Raw genomic sequence first — 15,834 nt, 5'->3', positions numbered from 1 at the left:
CAAAGACCCCGCAGGGCGTCCGAGCCCGGGCCGTCCGTGACCCGGCGAAGCGTGGGCGACCGGCACGGGTGCCGGGGGGCTGGCTTCGGACAACCCCGAGTTCGAACGGCTCAGCCAAAGCGCTGGGTCGGCTGACGGTTGCCGCGCCAGACGAAGCTCAAGGCTTGGGGCACGCGGACCGAGTAGCCCTCTTCGTTGATCACGACGCAGGCACCAAGGAACATGAACATGGAGCTGGACACGGCTGCGATGGTCGAGATGACATCCATGCCCGTCTAGGAAGCGAAGCTCGAGCCAGCTCGGCGCACCAGAGGGAATCGTCAATGATTTCAATGGCTGCGAGAATCACCGGGGCAGGCTGGGACGGATCTGCAAAAACCGCCGAAAGCGGCCTCAGAGGCCCCCTAGACGCCGTTATCTCCCCCTCGAAGCGCTCGCCCGATCCGCGCCCTTGGGGACCTCGAAAGACGCCCTGATTTTGCCTGTCGCACTTGGCAACACATGCGTGCATCTGGCGACGGTGTGGGAGTCGATGGGCAAACACGAGTAGCCGGCCCACGTCGCTGCCAGCGACGCGGGCGGCTACTCGTGTCGTCCGCAGACGAGCTCCCAGTCGAACATTGGCGCCAGCAAGCCGTAGCGAACCGGCCCCACCCCAGGGACCTCGAGCAGGTCCTTGGGCACCCAAAAGGGCGCCGCGGCGGCGACGGCCTCGGCGACGGCTCGAGGCACGGGCAGCACCCGCGGATCGACGGTCCGCGGATCGAGCAGCGACTTGGGGCGCTGCACCTGGCAGTGCCGACGCAGGGCCTCGACGGTCTGCGCCGAGATGCCCTCGACCTCCGCGAGGCCGTCGACGGACAGAAACGGCGACTCCTGCCGACGGCTGAGGATGCGGTTGGCGATCACCCAGCCCACGCCGGGCAGGGCGGACAGCTCCGAGTGGCAAGCCGCGTTGAGGTCGAGGACCTTCTGGTCGTAGCCGCCGGCCTGGGCCGCCTCGATCAACACCTCGATCACCGGCCCCCACTCCGTCCGTCCGGCGAGGGCGAGGGGCAAGGGCAGGCTCGTCCGCAACCACTGCGGGCGGCCGTAGCTGCCCACGCCGTGCACGAGCACCGAGCTGTCCACGTAGCCGCGCAGGGCCTCGGCGATGGCTGGCACGCTGCCGTCGTAGACGGCCGAGGCCAGGAAGTCCGCCGCCGCCCGCCGAGCCTCCGGGCCCGGGGTGAGCGCGGCCGCCCGGGGCAGGGCGACGAGCGGCAACAAGCCCGCGGCCTGGGGACCGACCTGCGCCGCGAGCCGAGCCGAGCGCCGGTGGATCCGCCACGAGGGGTCGAACAGGCCACGCGCGAGCGCGGTCAACACGGCCGGGCTCACCTGGCCGCCCGAGCGCGCGCGGAGCATGGCCGCCCGGGCCTGCTGCTCGAGGAAGGCCTGACGCTCCTTGCGGGTGCCCGAGTGGTAGGGCAGCGCCAGGGCTTCGTGGCCCCAAAAGCACGCCCACAGCCCGTCCTCGGGCTCCGGCCAGGGGCAGCGATCGACGCCGTGGGCGGTGCGGTGGTGGACCGCGTTGTCGCAGGGCGCCGGGCCGAGGATCAGCACCTTGGGCCGCGCGACGACGTCGGCCTCGCGCAGCGCCGCGCCGATCTGGCGCAGCCGACTGGCCCCCGCGCCCAGGGGCGGCTGGATGTGAAGCAAGCGCATGTGCGCCGCGCAGCGGCTCGTCAGCGCCCGGCGGATCAAGTCCTCGATCTTCACGTAGCGGCTCTCCGCGTCGTAGCGCAGCGCGACCAGCAAGGGGCCGCACCACACCGCGCTCAGGCTCGGGCGCCCGCCCCGACGACTCGCCGCGCCCTCGATCCACGCCGCGAGCGGGCCGGCCTCCGTGCCCGCCCGCGCCTGGGCCTCGGCCTCGGTCAACGCTGGCGCCCGCGGGTCCCCGGCGAGCCGAGCTCGCAGCGCCGTCAGCCCCAGCGCCAGGGCCTCGCCAAAGCCATCACCCTGGGCCTGCAGCTGGTCCGCCCACACCGTGAGCGCATCGAACCGTGCCGGACTCCACATGTCTCCACCTCCAAACCAGGCAATCGAGACACCAAGAGAGCACACCTCGATCGAGGATGCACGCCCGCCCCTCGAACAACCCCGATCACGTCGCAACGACGCGAGCGGGTTTGAAATCGAAATCGAGCTCGCCCCCCCTGCCGGGGCCCCCTCCCTGCCCCACGTCCGCGACTCAGGGACTGTGAACTTTTCACAGTCCCTGTCTATTTTAGCCGTCGTGGACGACGCCACGCCCTCCCTGCCCCACGTCCGCGACTCAGACGTCGTCGATGAGCTGCGCGCGCTGGGCCGGGATCAGAGACTGCCAACGAATCTACGCCCCCGCTTGCGGGGGCGACCACATGCCCTCTCAATGGCACGAACTCGATTGCCCACCAACCCCAGCGGAGGAGCGGAGCGACCAAGCGCCCCCGGTCCCAAGCGCCTGTGGGGGCAAAACAGCGCTCAAATTCGCCCGACCCAGTAGTCCTTGCCCTTGTCGATCTCTTCCTCGTGCACCTTGACCCGGCGCAGCGTCACCGGCCAGGGCCCGTTGAACACGATCGCCTCCCGATTGGCCGCGTCCCAGCGCAGCATGATCATCGCGTGCTCGGCATCTCCGTCGGCGCCGCGGCGCTCGAGGAAGTCGCCGGCCTTGGGGATGTACTCGGCCTCCGTGCGCTTGTGGATCCACGCCTTGCGCCCGTTGTGCCAGCGATAGGCGCGGTCGGCCGCCACGAAGGCGTCGTGCATCTTCTGGGTCCCGACGATGTCGCGGAAGTCCTCGCCGCCGATCTCGATGTCCTCCTGGTAGTAGTACCAGGACGCGAATTCACTGCACAGCAGCTTGACCGCGCCGCCGTACTTGCAGTTCTTGCCGAAGGCGTCACCGGGCCCGTCGCTGCCGCACTTGCCCAGATCCCGGGCGACCCGCCGGACCAGCGAGCTGTGCGAGCTGTCGACCCCCGCCCAGGCGTAGCGCGAGCGCCGGGCGAGGCCGTTGAGCGCGACCTTGTGGTTGCCGGCGCGCAGGGTGCTGGTGATGGCCCCGTCGAGGATCGGGATCTTCGAGTGGTCCATGTCCCGCGGAGAATTCCCGGCCGGGTCTTCGTAGTGCAGCTCGACGAGCAGGTGCGCCAGGGGTAGCTCCGTCCGGCCGCCGCGGTTCTCGAGGTACATCGAGTCCCAATAGCTGCGCCCCCCGGGCTCGATCATGCTATTGAGGACCTCGAAGCCGTCGGGAAATTCAGCGCTGTAGAGCCGGTCCGACTTGCGCGAGAAGTCCAGCTTCCAGCGCTTGTACTCGCCGTCGTGGTTCTTGAAGCTCAGGTGGCGCGTCCAGTTGTTGTGCTCGGGCTGCGTCCGCGTGCGCAGCTCGACCCGCGCCCCGACCACAAACTTGCGCTCCCCACGTTTCTTTTCCTTGTCTGACACGGACCGATCGTGCGAACCGCGCAGGCCTGCGTCAACCTGATGCTTCTTCCCCTCCTCCTCGCCAGGCCCAGCCCTGCGCGACCTGGAGAACAACGAGCGCCCTCGGTATCCTTTGCCGTGTTTCGCTGGACCACCCTGTCGCTGCAGCTGGCCCTCCCCCTCGCCTGCACGCTGAGCCTGGGCTGCAAACCGGACTGCGGCGGGCTCGAGAAGCGCTCGAGCCCGCCGGCGGGCTTCGAGGCCGTCGAGCCCCTGTCCGGCGGGGTCATCTGCACCCGGGGCTACGAGGACCCTGACCTGTTCTTCATCCACAACGAGGGCGACGGCGTGCCGGCCCTCGTCGCCCGCTACGAACAAGAGTCCGGGCTCGAGGTCGTCGACATCGAGGACACGATGGTCAGCGGCTTGATGCCGCCGACCGAGGACGTGCTGCTCTTGCTCGGCTCGAAAGAGCAGCTGTTCTCCCTCCACTTCTCGCAGGACCCGGGGCTGGGCGACATCCGGATCGCGGTCGATGATCGCAGCCAGGAGCGCTTGAGCGAGGAGCTGCGGGCCGTGAAGGACTCCGCCCAGGCGATGGCCCAGTCGCTGCTCGATGGGTCCAAGGACGCCATGGTGCCCTCGACCTGCGCCTTCGGAGGCCCCGCCGAGGTCCTGCTGATCAGCGACCAGCAGCTCGGCGTCCTGACCGCGGGCCTCGGCCGGTCTTCGCTGTCGATCTACATGCCCGTGATGCAGGCCATGGTCGACAGCCCGGTCATCGGGGTCGACCACACCGCCAGCGCTGCGGGCCCCAGCCTCAGCGGCGCGGACTTCGTGGGCGGCGCGGCCCGGGGCCACGTGACCTTCTTCGACGCCGACCGCAAGCCGCTGTGTCGACGCTCCTGGACCGCGAGCAGCTCCGACAGCGTCGCGGTCCAGGGCTACGCGGGCAACACCCCGGGCGAGATGCAGGGCCACGCCCAGGCCGCCATCGCCGGCGACTTCAGCATGGCCCAGCGGCAGCAAAAGCTGGCCCTGTTTCGGCCCGGCGAGCTCGCCAAGCTGACCTTCGCCCAGGACCTCGAGCGCCACGACTGAGCGGGCTCAAGGCCGCGAGGCTCGTTGTCGCCGAAGCTCGAGCTATGCCCGATACATCTTCGCTTCGGCTCCTCGATCTCGCCGCCAGGCCCGGCGCGAGGCGACGCGCCTTGTTCTGGCCGACCCGCTCACAGACCGTGAACCCATCCACGCCCCCGCGAGCGGGGGCGACCCCGTGCCCTCTCCAAGGCACGAGCCCCATTGCCCACCAAGCCAAAGCGGAGGAGCGGACAGCGACGAAGCGCCCCCGGTCTCCAGGCGGCTGTGGGGGCAAAGCAGCGCTCAATAGTCCGTCGAGCGGAACCGCCAGTAGCCCACCGCCGTGCTCAGCACGATCCACACCGCCGCCACGCCGACCTGCTCCCAGGGCACGGCCGGGGCGTTGATCGGCGAGATCTGTGCCGCGGTCTTGAGCATGCCGAAGTTCGGGATGCCGTAGCGGATGATCTTCTGCACGGTCTCCAGCCACTCCACCTCGAAGGGGATGATGGCCAGGATCTGGAGCACGGAGTCGACGACCAGGTAGTAGACGAAGCCGAGGATCATGCACAGGTTGGTGCTGCGCGTGATCACGCCGATGAGCGCCAGCAGGGCGAACAAGGTCGCGGCCGCGAGCAGCTGCAGGGGCATGACCAGGAACACGTCCATGGCCCACACCCCCGTGCGGATGCCCAGGCCGAGGAACATCAGCGTGTAGCAGGCGAACAGGGCCGAGGCGAACAGGGCCAGGCCGCCGAGGTACTTGCCCAGGTAGACCTTCCAGCGCTCGACGGGCTTGGCCAGCACGATGTCGATGGCGCCCGCGTCGAGCATCGAGGGGAAGTAGCCCGACGCGGCGGCGATGAACAGCAGCATGCTGATCGTGAACACCATGCCCGAGACGGCCGAGATCAACGCCTCGACGGCGCGCTGCTTGTGCGGCGTGTCCTCGACCAGCTCCTCGATCCGCTCCATCTCCTCTTGCAGGGCCTGGCCCTCGGGGCTGAAGGGGTCGAGGGGCTCGCCCTCGTCGTCCTCGTCGCGGTTGAGCATGATGCTCTGGGCGTAGGTCATGGCCCACATGCCCTCGAGCAGGACCTCGCTCTCTTCGAAGTTGAGCAGGCGGACGTGCTCGACCTGCTCGCCGTTCTCGTCCGGCAAGGTCACCGGGTTGGCGATGACCGTCGGGACGATCGAGAGCACGAGCAGGATGACCAGCAGCAGCATGAACACGACCTGATGCCGCGACTGCCGCCAGGTGTCGGCGACGATGGCGATCAAGGGACCCATCAGGCCACCTCCCGCTTCTCGACCTGGAGTCCCCGGTCGGCGCCGATGAGGTCGATGAAGGCGTCCTCGAGGTTCATGCGCTGGGGCTCCACGGCGTAGATCATCACCGCGGCCGCGCGCAGCTCGTCGATGAGCCCAGAGATCTCGGCGTCCTCTTGGATCTCGATGACGAAGCGCGAGTCGGGCTTGCGCTCGGCCCCGCGCTCTTCGAGCGTCGACCACAGCTCCTCGGGCAGCTCGTCGGTGTGGAACTTGACCAGGTTCTTGGAGCCCTGGACCCCGGCGACGATCTCCGAGACCGTGCCCTGACGCAGGATCTCGCCCTTGTCGACGATCGCCACCTGGTCGCACAGCAGCTCGATCTCGCTGAGCAGGTGGGAGTTGATGAACACCACCGCGCCCTTTTCCGTGACCTTGCGGATCACGAAGCGCAGGCCCTGGCGCGCGACCGGGTCGACGCCGTCGGTCGGCTCGTCGAGGAAGATGATGCCCGGATCGCCGACCAGCGCCTGGGCCACGCCGACGCGCTGGGCCATGCCCTTGGACAGCCCCTTGAGCTTGGTGTCCTTCCAGTCGCCGAGGCCGACGAGCTCGAGCTTCTCGTGCACCTGGCGGTCGAGCTCCTTGCCGGTGATGCCCGCGAGCGCGCCGAAGTAGCGGCACACGCCCTCGGCGGTCAGGTAGGGCGGGAACTTGTGACCCTCGGGCAGGTAGCCCACGCCGCGGCGCGCCTCGGCCTTGCCGATGTCGATGCCGCGCAGCGTCGCCGAGCCGGAGGTCGGCCGGACGATCGACAGCAGGATCTTGACGAGGGTCGACTTGCCGGCGCCGTTGGGCCCGAGCAGGCCGAAGCAGCACCCGCCGGGGACCTGCAGGTCCATACCGCGCAGGGCCTGGACGCCCCCCTTGTAGGTCTTGGTCAACGCTTTGGTCTCGATGAGATACACGCTCGCTCCTGAGTGCTGGGCAGTGCGGGGCCGAGCACAGCACGCCGAGTGCGCGTCGGCAAGCGCTGCCTGCGAGCTCGGCCTCCAAGCTCCGTGTCGCCAGCGCGCGGCTTGTCTCAGGCGAACCGAAAAAACCCGCGCCCCGTGAAACACCACCGCCACGTGGGCGCGCTGCTACCATCGCGCCATGGCGCGCCCCGTCGACATTGCCCATAGCCCAAGCCAGAACCGCCTGGCGATCACCTGGGAGGACGGGATCACCAGCGTGCTCGAGGTGCCCTATCTTCGGGCCTGGTGCCCCTGCGCGGGCTGTCAGGGCCACTCGACCACCATCGCCTACCGGCCCGCGCCGGCCAAAGCGGCCCCGGCACGGATCGCCGACATCTGGGAAGTTGGGGCCTACGCCATCGGCATCCGCTTCGCCGACGGGCACGACGACGGCATCTACTCCTGGTCGTGGCTGGCGAAGATCCGCTACGAGGCGCCGCCCGAGGGCCCCAAGACGGGCCGCTTCGTCAACGGCGTCTACTCCCCCGAATAGCAGGCTGCGAGACCTCCCCGAGCGGGCAGACCAAACTCACACGAGCGCGCCCAGGGCTATCATGGTCGCCATGCCCGACGAGCCCGTCATCATGTTCAGCGACTACGCCTGCCCGTGGTGCTACCTGGGTCGGGCTCGGCTGTCCCGGGCCATCGCCGAGGGCGGCAGCGAGGCGGCGCGTGGGCGAACGACGAAGCTCCTCCCCTTCCCCCTCAGCCCGGACACGCCGACGACCCCGGGCGGCCGGGACATCGTCGCGCACCTGCGCGCCCGCGGCCTCGACGTCGAGGCCGCCATGGCACGCCTCGCCCCGATGATGGCGGCCGAGGGCCTCGAGTACCCCGCCGCGCTCGAGGGTCGCCGCCAGTTCAACACCAGCCGCGCCCAGGAGCTCGCGCTGTGGGCCGAGGCCACGGGCACTCCCGAGCAGCTCGACGCCCTCCACGACCGCCTGTTCCGCGCCTACCAGGTCGAGAACCTCGACGTCCACGACCTCGGGGTGCTCGCCCAGATCGCCGCCGAGGCCGGCCTCGACGCCGACGCGGCCCGGGCCGCCCTCGAAGCCGGCGAGTTCATCACCGCCCGGGAGCAGGCCTGGCGCGTCGCCATGCAAGCGGGCGTCCGCAGCGTGCCGACCTACGTCAGCGAGGGTCGGGGCGTGGTCGGGGCCCAGCCCGTCGAGGTCCTGCGCGAGCTGCTCGAGGGCCAGCCCTAACGAGGAAGCTCGTCAGAGCGATGCGGTCCCGTCGCAGCCACAGCTGCGCCGCCTCGCCCCCAGGGGCGAGGACCCGTTGGAGGACCCTGTTGGCCGCGCTCGCGTCGGTGCTCCGCGCTCCGGGCCTGCGAGGGCCTGCGCTTCAGGGCTCCGTCGAGAACAGCCGCCCCGCCTGGACCTGCGCGGTGGTCTCGGCCTTGAAGCGATCGACGTGGGTGCGGCAGGCCTCGGCCAGCTCGGCGCCCGCGACCTCGCGGCAAAACCAGATCAAGGTCAGGTAGACCGGCGTGCCCACGTAGCCGCCCCCGACCCCGAACACGCTGCGGATGCCGTAGCGCGCCACGAAGTCCTGGGCGCCGATGACCTTGCGGCCCTCGTCGTCGACGGTCGTGGCCGCGTCGCCGACGTGAAACACCCCGCTGTGCACGCCGAAGGTCTGGCCGACGATGATGTCCCCGGGCCGGTCGAAGCCCTCGAGCTCGATGCCGAGCTCCGTCAGCATCGCGGCGATCATCGGGATGCGGCCCAGGAAGGCGCTCGACAGCAGCGGGATGCCCAGGTGCCCCTCGGAGGTCCGCGGGCTGCCCCACGCCGGCTCCATGCCAGCGCTGCCCATGAGCGTGAGGATCAGGGTGTCCTCGCGCAGGAGCGCGCGCTGATCCTGCTTGGCGCACAGCCCGGCCACGAAGGCGCGGTGCGCCTGGGGCAGCGCGCCGTACTCGACCGTCGCAAAGGCCCGGACCAGCGCGACGGCGTCGCCGAGCTCGGCGCGCACGGCCTCGACGTAGCGCTGCGCGGCCTGCTCGAGGCTCGCCGCCCCCTGCATCGCTCGCTGGACCCGGCGCTCGAGGGCCATGCGAGCCCGGCGCGTCCCCAGGGCCTCGAGACCCAACGCCCCTTCCTCGCTCACGCCCGCGCCTCCGGCTCGCCCAGGCGCAGCCGCAGCAGCGCCCGCTCGAGGTTGCGCTCGACGTGCACGGCGTCCAGGGACACGCCGAGGCTGACCAGGGTCTGCGCCACGCTCGGGCGCAGCCCGGTCAACATGCACGAGGTCCCGAGCAGCGCCGCCGAGCGGACCACCCGGACCAGGTGATCGGCGGTCTGGGTGTCGACCACGTCGACCCCGGTGACGTCGATGATCACCCACCGGGTCTTGCGCGCGGCGATGGTCCCGAGCAGCGCCTCGGTGATCTGCACCGCCCGCTCCTCGTGGATGCTCCCGATGATCGGCAGCACCAGCACGTCGCGCCACAGCTCGAGGATCGGCGTCGACAGCTCGCGGATCGCCGAGGCCTGCGCCTCGATGGTCGCGGCCCGCTTGGCGAGCTCGCGCTCTTGCGCCTCGATGCGCCGGCGCTGCTCATCGAGGACGGCTCTACGCTCGACGAGCTGTTCGTGCTGGAGCACCAGCGCCGCCTCCTTCTCGCGCTGCGCCAAGGCGGCGGTCTTGGCATCGAGGACCAGGTCCCGGACGGTCTCCTCGATGCGCCCGAGCGGGTCCTCGGGCGGCGCCGTGACGTCACCCAGGTCCTCGAACTCCCCGTCGAGCATGCGCGCGAGGGTATCGGTCAGCCGCTCGAGGCGACGGTCGAAGTCGGCGATTTCCATGCGCTGCCTACCATGGTCCCGCCGGGACGGGGCGAACGCAAGTACGGCGCCTCCGTCCCGCCACCGTCTCAGCGGCGAGACTACATGCGCCCGCGCAGCATACCGTTCCAGTAGATCTGGGGCAGCGCGTAGGCCTTGAGCGCGTACATGCTGTAGCGCTCTCGCGCCTGGTCGAAATCGAAGGTCTCGACCGGCGTCCCGTCGTAGTCGAACTCGGCCAGGATGCAGCTGCCGTAGCCGGTGATCAGCGGGCACGAGGCGTAGCCGTCGTAGCGCGCCGTGGCCTCCCGGCCGCCGCGCACCGCGAGCAGGTTCTCGGCCGTCACCGGCGCCTGCTTGCGGATCGCGGCCCCCGTCTTCGAGGTCGGCAAGCTCGAACAGTCCCCCAGGGAGAACACGTTCGGAAAGCGCAGGTGCTGGGTCGTGTACTTGTCGACCTCGACCCAGCCCTTGGCGCTGGCCAGCTCGCTGGTGGCGATGAAGTCCGGCGCGCTCTGGGGCGGGGTCACGTGGATCATGTCGTAGTCGAGGACCTGCTCCTCGCCCGAGTCCATGTGCCGGAACACCGCCTGCTTTTGCTCGGCCCGGATCGCTACCAGGTCGTGGCGCCACTTGGTCTGGATGTCGCGCGCCTCGATGATGGCCTCGAGCGCCTTGCGGTACTTGGGCACCCCAAAGATCCGCGGCCCGGCGCAGCAGTAGACGACCTCGCTGCGCCGGCGCACGCCCTGGCGGCGGAAGGCGTGCTCGGCCAGGTACATGATCTTTTGCGGGGCCCCGGCGCACTTGATGGGCGTGCTCGGGAAGGTGAACAGGGCCTTGCCGCCGCTAAAATTGCGGATCGCGTCCCAGGTGCTGTCGACGCTGTCGTAGGCGTAGTTGCTGACCACGCCGCCCGTGCCCAGGGCCTGCGTGAGGCCCTCGATGGCGCCCCAGTTGATCTGGATGCCGGCCGCGACCACGAGGTAGTCGTAGCTCACCGTCGCGCCCGCGCGCGTGCGCAGCTTGGAGTTGCCCGGGTCGAAGCTGGCGACGGCGTCGCGGATCCAGGTCGCGCCCTCGGGGATGTAGTCGGCCTCGTCGCGCTCGGTCACCTCCTTGTCGAACACGCCGGCGCCGACGAGGGTCCACAGCGGCTGGTAGTAGTGCTTGTCCGAGGGTTCGATGATGGCCACGTCGGCCACGCCCGCGGCGCGCAGCCGGGCCGCGACGCTCAGGCCGGCCGTGCCGCCGCCGACGATCAGGACTTCGTGATGGGTGGTGTCTTGGGTGTTCGTCATGGTCGTGTCTCCGGGCGGGGTCAGGGGTTGAGGGCGGGGGCGGTCGACAGCTCGGCGCCGAAGCGGCGGGCGAAGTCGATGGTCAGGGCCAGGGTTCGCTGGACGCTGGGCTCGCGGGTCGCGGACCACAGCGCCATCAGCCCGGCGCGGGCGTTGGCGTCGCGCTGGCCGTGGCTCGCGGCCATCGCCCGCGCCGCGGAGCCGAGGGCGGCCACGGCCGCGGGATCGAGCAGGTCGGACTCGAGCAGGTCGGCGAGCTGCCCGTCGGCGACGCGGCGCAGCGCCCCCTCGAGCACGCGGCCGAGCTGGGGCACCACGGCGTTCAGGTCGAGGCCGCGCTCGGCCGCCGCGCGGCTGAGCTCGTCGAAGCCGTCGCCGACCACGGCGACCAGGCCCGGCGCAGACTCGAGCAAGTCCAGGCCGGCGTGGAGCTGGGCCAGGGTCTGAGGCCGAGTCGCGCGCTCGAGCAGGGCCACGAGGGCGCGGCCGCGCGCGTCCATGTCCCCGAGCCCGCGCGCGAGCTCGTCGAAGCCGTCGCCCAACATCGCCAGGGCACCGGGGGCCGCGTCGAGCAGCGGGTCGAGCTGCGCCAGGCGAGCCTCGATGCGTTCGAGGCGGGCATCGATGGAGCGCAGCAGCGCGGCGGTGTCCTGGGCCCCCGCGCGGCCAGGTGGCGGGGAGCCAAACACGGCGGGCGCCGGGGGCTTGGATGAGAGACTCGAGCGTGAGGGCTTGGACATCGGCCCCCACCAGAGCAAGGACCGAGCCAGCTTCGAGCCCCGCGCAGCTCGTGTTTACGCCATCTGGAGGACGCCGCCGTCCCCCCGCGTTGCAACGGCTGGAACGCGCAGCATGGACCGTACCAGCTCGCCCATCTTCACCCGCGAGCGACCCCGCTGGCTTTGCGCGGACCGCCTAGGCCTGGTCCGCAGCGCTTGCGTCCGGGCGCAAGAAGAAGCCCGAGACGCTCGCCCGGACCTGCTGCCCCGCGGCCGCGCGCACGGGCGCGACCATGTGCGGCGCGCCCCCGAGCAGCACCAGGCGGTTGGGCTTGGGCATGATGAAGCGCCCGCAGCCGCGCTCGAGCAGCGCCGCCGAGTAGGCCTCGGTGGCGAAGCGGTAGGCCATGATCGGGAGCTCGTCGAGGGCCTCGTCCGCGGGCAGCTCGGCCAGCAGCAGCTCGCCGCCCCAGTGCACGTCCCAGCGCGGATGGGCGTAGTAGATGAAGGCGCCGGCGTAGAGCTCGTGGTCGTCGACGTGCCAGGACAGCCCGGTCCCCCGGGGGTAGACGTAGGGCCGCCCGCTGACCCGGTCCCAGCCCTCGTCGATGAGCCCCTCGACCAGCTCGGGGGCCGCGTGCAGCTGCGCGAGCACGGCCTCGAGCAGCGCGTCGAGGGCCGGCGCGTCGGGGTCGAACTCCCCCTCGGCGAGGGCCGGGCCAGCCGCCCCCGCGCCGCGCCCGATCACCGCCGCCTCCCCGCCCAGGGGCACGCCGTCGTCGAGCTTCCAGGCCCCCGAGGTCCGGGTCACGGGGTGGAGATCCATGAACTGGAAGTCGCTCCACAGCGCCGTCCAGGTGCCCTCGTCGAGGAAGTCGTCGAGGACGCGGACGGCCGAAGAGCGCGGGGTCGAGGAGGCCATGGCGCGCAGCTTTCCACCCGCGCGACGCCAGGGCAAGTCAGCCGTCGAGCAGGATGCTGACCTCGGGCCAGCGCGCGAAGGGCAGCGCGTAGCAATCTCCCTCGCTAACCACTCCGACCTCGTCCGCCGCCTCGTCTCCATTGACGCCCCGTTGCGCGCAGGCCAGCGCCATGGAGCCGATCACCAGGCACACGAGTCCGCGCGGTCCACCGATGCGCTCACCACCTCCTCGGGATCGCGTGGGCCCCTCGGCTGCCGACGCGCGATTTCGTTTTGCGACCTCAGGAAGTCAGCTCGCCACGCAGGGTCACGCGGCAATGGCCAGTGAGCTCGACCCGCGAAGCTTGCCCCTCATCAGGCCCACGCAGAACCTTGCAATCGACCAGGCCACCGCGTGCCGAGAGCTGGCGCGCTCGGAGCTGATCCTTACCCAGCTGCGCGGCCCAGTAGGGCGCGAGGATGCAGTGGGCCGAGCCTGTCACCGGGTCCTCGTCGATGCCGACTCCCGGTCCAAAGAAGCGCGACACGAAGTCGACCCCGTCGCCTCCCGCGGCCTCTGGCCCTGGCGCGCTGACGATCACCTCGCCCGGAGCGATGGCCAAGACCGCGGCGAAGTCCGGGCGCAGCGCGGCCACGGCCTGCGCCGAGTCGACGATCACCAGCCAGTAGCTCGCCCGCGCCACGCTGACGAGCGCGCCCGCGGGCAGACCGAGCGCTGCCACCAGCGCGTCGATGCGCCCGGCGTCGGTCTCGGGCTCGGCGAGTTCAGCGGGAAAGTCCAGGACCTGCGCGCCCTCGCCCCCACGCCGGACGACGAGCTCGCCGCTGCGCGAGTCGAGGCGCAGCTCGGCGTGCGGCGCCGCCTCGAACAGCACGTGCGCGCTGGCCAAGGTCGCGTGCCCGCACAGGTCGACCTCCGTCGTCGGCGTGAACCAGCGGATGCGCCAGCGCTCGCCCGTCGCCGAAGTCGGCCACACGAAGGCCGTCTCCGACAGGTTGTTGTCCGCGGCGATGGCCTGCATGCGCGCGTCGATGGCCGCCCCCTCGCCGAGATCCTCGGGGCGCTCGAGCACGCACACCCCCGCCGGGTTCCCGCCCAGCTCCCCCCTCGCTCCGACGAAGGCGTCGACGCGGGCGAGGGGCAGGCCAGGCTTGCGCGCGCGCAGGCCGTAGGTGAGCGGAATCGTCGGCTGGCCCGGGGGGAAGACCCAGCGGCGATCGTTGTCCGGGTCGAGGACCAGGTCGTCGAAGCAGCGCCAGCCGTTGCAGTGCGGGTGCTCTTCGAAGGCCTCGACGCGCAGGCCCGCGTCGCGCAGCGCCCCGAACAGATCGGCGAGGGACCACGCGAACTCGTGGCAGGGGTTGGGGTTGGTGAAGGCCTCCCCCTCGGGCAGGGGCACGAAGCCCGTGGGGGCCAGGGCCGCCCCCGACTCGCCCACGTAGTCGCTGACGCCCTCGTCGACGCTCAGCACCTCCCCTCGTGCGGCCCCGAGGTAGGGGAAGACCCGGGCCCCGGTCTCGTCGAAGCACTGCATGAAGGGGTGGAATTCGACGAGCACGAAGGTCCCGCCCGGGCGCAGCACGCCCGCGATGCCCTCGGCCCAGGCCCGCAGATCGGGCAGCCAGCAGATCACCCCGTAGGAGCTGTAGACCTTGTCGAAGCGCCGGCCGGCCGCGCGCGCGGTCGGGAGCCAGTCGTAGATGTCGGCGCGCTCGAAGCTCGGCGTGCGCGGGCCGAGGGCCTGCTCGAGCTCCGAGGCCAGGCCGCGCGCGAAGGCGATCGCCTCGTCGCTGATGTCGACCCCCGTCACGCTCGCGCCCGCGCGCGCCAGACAGACCGTGTCCTGGCCGCTGTTGCACTGCAGGTGCAGCAGCTTCGCGCCCTCGAGGGGGCCGAGCAGGGCGTAGTCCTCGGGGAAGAGCAGCTCTCCGCCCGCGCGCAGCCACGCGGCCTGGTCGCGCTTGTGGCGATTGTGCGCCGCGGTGGCCACATTCCACGAGGCCCGGTTCGCCTCTCGAAGCGCGCGGGGGTCGCGGGGGCTCGCCTTTGTCTCGTCGCTCACGCCCCAACCTAGCAAAGCTGGGCGCGTCGAGAACGACAGGCGCTCTCCCCCCTTTTCCTCCCCTCCCCCAGTTGGCTATGCTCGACGCCGCATGGTCCGGTCTGGCGCGAGTTCACCCACCTCCGCTGGAGGCCGGACGCTGCGAGTCGCCGCGGTCCAGGACGCCCCCGTGTTCCTCGACGCCGACGCGACCTGCGATCGCATCCTCGCCCGCCTCGACGAGGCCGCGGATCAGGGGGTCGAGCTCGCGGCCTTCGGCGAGACCTTCCTGCCCGGCTACCCCTTTTGGCTGACCCACACCGACGGGGCTCGCTTCGACGACCCCAACCAGCGGGCAGCCTACGCCGCCTACGTCCGCGCCGCCGTCCGCCTCGACGGCCCGCAGCTGCGCGCCATCGCCGAGCGATCGAGACGGCGCGGCGTCGCGGTCGTGCTGGGCGTCGTCGAGGCCAGCCCCGAGCGCCACAGCTCGGTCTACTGCACCGCGGTGACCATCGACCCGGCGCGCGGCATCGTGGGCGCCCACCGCAAGCTCGTGCCGACCTGGGAAGAGCGCCTGGCGTGGACCCCCGGCGACGGCAACGGCCTGCGCGTGCACCCCCTCGAGCTCTCGGTCCCGGTCCGGCTGTCCTCGCTCAACTGCTGGGAGAACTGGATGCCCCAGGCCCGGTTCGCGCTGTGGACCCAGGCGCCCGAGGTCCACGTCGCGCTGTGGCCCGGCAGCCCCCGCCTGACCGGCGACATCACCCGCTTCGCGGCCATGGAGGCGCGCTGCTACGTCGTCTCGGCCAGCGCCCTGCTCCGCCCCGAGGACATCGGCCCGGACTTCCCCCTGCGCGAGCAGCTCGAGCGGCTCGACGCGTCGCGCAGGGCGGAGACCGGCTCGAGCACGGCCTACTACAGCGGCGGCTCGGCCATCGCCGGACCGCGCGGGGAGTGGCTGGTCGAGCCCGTGGCCGAGCGCGCGGGGCTGATCGTCGCCGACCTCGACCTCGACGCGGTCGCCCGCGAGCGCCACAACCTCGACGTCGCCGGGCACTACCACCGCCCGGAGCTGCTGCAGCTCCACGTCGACCGCCGCCGCCACGACACCGCGCGCTTCGTCGACGGGCCGTCCGCGCCCGCCGGAGGAGCACCTCCGCCCCCTGGGCCCCCGCCGCCCCCAGGGCCTCCGCCTCCGCCTCCTCCACCCCCTCACCCGGGAGACCGCTGA

The 15,834-nt window shown here is 71.3% G+C and carries 16 protein-coding genes; 4 read left to right on the top strand and 12 right to left on the bottom strand.

What is annotated here, in order from left to right; translation table 11 throughout:
- Window positions 1-110: 110 nt before the first annotated feature.
- From PPSIR1_RS50675 to PPSIR1_RS00650, 3 genes are all read right to left on the bottom strand, one after another.
- Complete coding sequence (locus tag PPSIR1_RS50675; protein WP_269744675.1) at window positions 111-242, bottom strand: hypothetical protein; 132 nt, start codon at window positions 240-242, stop codon at window positions 111-113.
- A 340-nt stretch (window positions 243-582) separates the two neighbouring features.
- Window positions 583-2,064, bottom strand: coding sequence for a ComEA family DNA-binding protein (locus PPSIR1_RS49015; protein ID WP_198154425.1), 1,482 nt, complete (start codon window positions 2,062-2,064; stop codon window positions 583-585).
- A 444-nt stretch (window positions 2,065-2,508) separates the two neighbouring features.
- Window positions 2,509-3,477: a hypothetical protein gene (locus PPSIR1_RS00650; RefSeq protein WP_045115121.1), complete on the bottom strand. Its 969-nt coding sequence runs from the start codon at window positions 3,475-3,477 to the stop codon at window positions 2,509-2,511.
- A gap of 117 nt (window positions 3,478-3,594) precedes the next feature.
- Between PPSIR1_RS00650 and PPSIR1_RS00645 the strand changes: the two genes are divergently transcribed.
- Complete coding sequence (locus PPSIR1_RS00645; protein ID WP_006969025.1) at window positions 3,595-4,557, top strand: hypothetical protein; 963 nt, start codon at window positions 3,595-3,597, stop codon at window positions 4,555-4,557.
- A gap of 282 nt (window positions 4,558-4,839) precedes the next feature.
- Here PPSIR1_RS00645 and PPSIR1_RS00640 read toward each other — a convergent pair whose 3' ends face one another.
- Both PPSIR1_RS00640 and PPSIR1_RS00635 read right to left on the bottom strand, forming a co-directional pair.
- Window positions 4,840-5,826: an ABC transporter permease subunit gene (locus tag PPSIR1_RS00640; RefSeq protein WP_006969024.1), complete on the bottom strand. Its 987-nt coding sequence runs from the start codon at window positions 5,824-5,826 to the stop codon at window positions 4,840-4,842.
- Window positions 5,826-6,749 (bottom strand): ABC transporter ATP-binding protein, encoded by a 924-nt coding sequence (locus PPSIR1_RS00635; protein ID WP_157595072.1) that lies wholly within the window; start codon window positions 6,747-6,749, stop codon window positions 5,826-5,828. The genes PPSIR1_RS00640 and PPSIR1_RS00635 overlap by 1 nt, the downstream gene beginning before the upstream one ends.
- A 211-nt stretch (window positions 6,750-6,960) precedes the next feature.
- Here PPSIR1_RS00635 and PPSIR1_RS00630 point away from each other — a divergent pair, with 211 nt between their 5' ends.
- Entirely contained in the window at window positions 6,961-7,314 is a 354-nt protein-coding gene (locus PPSIR1_RS00630) for a DUF971 domain-containing protein (protein ID WP_006969022.1), read from the top strand.
- Between the two features lie 70 nt (window positions 7,315-7,384).
- Complete coding sequence (locus tag PPSIR1_RS00625; protein WP_157595071.1) at window positions 7,385-8,029, top strand: DsbA family oxidoreductase; 645 nt, start codon at window positions 7,385-7,387, stop codon at window positions 8,027-8,029.
- Window positions 8,030-8,171: 142 nt separating this feature from the next.
- On the opposite strand, the gene PPSIR1_RS00620 is transcribed toward PPSIR1_RS00625, so the two are convergent.
- The 7 genes from PPSIR1_RS00620 to PPSIR1_RS49010 form a co-directional block, all read right to left on the bottom strand.
- Window positions 8,172-8,939, bottom strand: coding sequence for a hypothetical protein (locus tag PPSIR1_RS00620; protein ID WP_006969020.1), 768 nt, complete (start codon window positions 8,937-8,939; stop codon window positions 8,172-8,174).
- A complete protein-coding gene (locus PPSIR1_RS00615) occupies window positions 8,936-9,637 on the bottom strand; it encodes an STAS domain-containing protein (RefSeq protein ID WP_006969019.1) in 702 nt (233 codons plus the stop codon). Before PPSIR1_RS00615 ends, PPSIR1_RS00620 begins: the two co-directional genes overlap by 4 nt.
- Window positions 9,638-9,717: 80 nt before the next feature.
- Window positions 9,718-10,917 (bottom strand): NAD(P)/FAD-dependent oxidoreductase, encoded by a 1,200-nt coding sequence (locus PPSIR1_RS00610; RefSeq protein ID WP_006969018.1) that lies wholly within the window; start codon window positions 10,915-10,917, stop codon window positions 9,718-9,720.
- A gap of 20 nt (window positions 10,918-10,937) precedes the next feature.
- Window positions 10,938-11,657, bottom strand: coding sequence for a helical membrane plugin domain-containing protein (locus tag PPSIR1_RS00605; protein ID WP_157595070.1), 720 nt, complete (start codon window positions 11,655-11,657; stop codon window positions 10,938-10,940).
- A gap of 175 nt (window positions 11,658-11,832) precedes the next feature.
- Window positions 11,833-12,558, bottom strand: coding sequence for a 2OG-Fe(II) oxygenase (locus PPSIR1_RS41470; RefSeq protein WP_006969015.1), 726 nt, complete (start codon window positions 12,556-12,558; stop codon window positions 11,833-11,835).
- A gap of 37 nt (window positions 12,559-12,595) precedes the next feature.
- Window positions 12,596-12,742: a hypothetical protein gene (locus PPSIR1_RS47225; RefSeq protein ID WP_157595069.1), complete on the bottom strand. Its 147-nt coding sequence runs from the start codon at window positions 12,740-12,742 to the stop codon at window positions 12,596-12,598.
- 97 nt (window positions 12,743-12,839) lie between these two features.
- Entirely contained in the window at window positions 12,840-14,621 is a 1,782-nt protein-coding gene (locus PPSIR1_RS49010; protein ID WP_006969013.1) for a PhzF family phenazine biosynthesis isomerase, read from the bottom strand.
- Window positions 14,622-14,712: 91 nt separating this feature from the next.
- On the opposite strand from PPSIR1_RS49010, the gene PPSIR1_RS00590 reads away from it, so the two are divergent.
- On the top strand, window positions 14,713-15,834 hold the full coding sequence (locus tag PPSIR1_RS00590) for a carbon-nitrogen hydrolase family protein (RefSeq protein WP_086000887.1): 1,122 nt from the start codon (window positions 14,713-14,715) through the stop codon (window positions 15,832-15,834).

This window comes from Plesiocystis pacifica SIR-1 (assembly GCF_000170895.1).
GTDB lineage: Bacteria > Myxococcota_A > Polyangia > Nannocystales > Nannocystaceae > Plesiocystis > Plesiocystis pacifica.
This window is presented reverse-complemented; position numbering and strand designations above follow the sequence as displayed.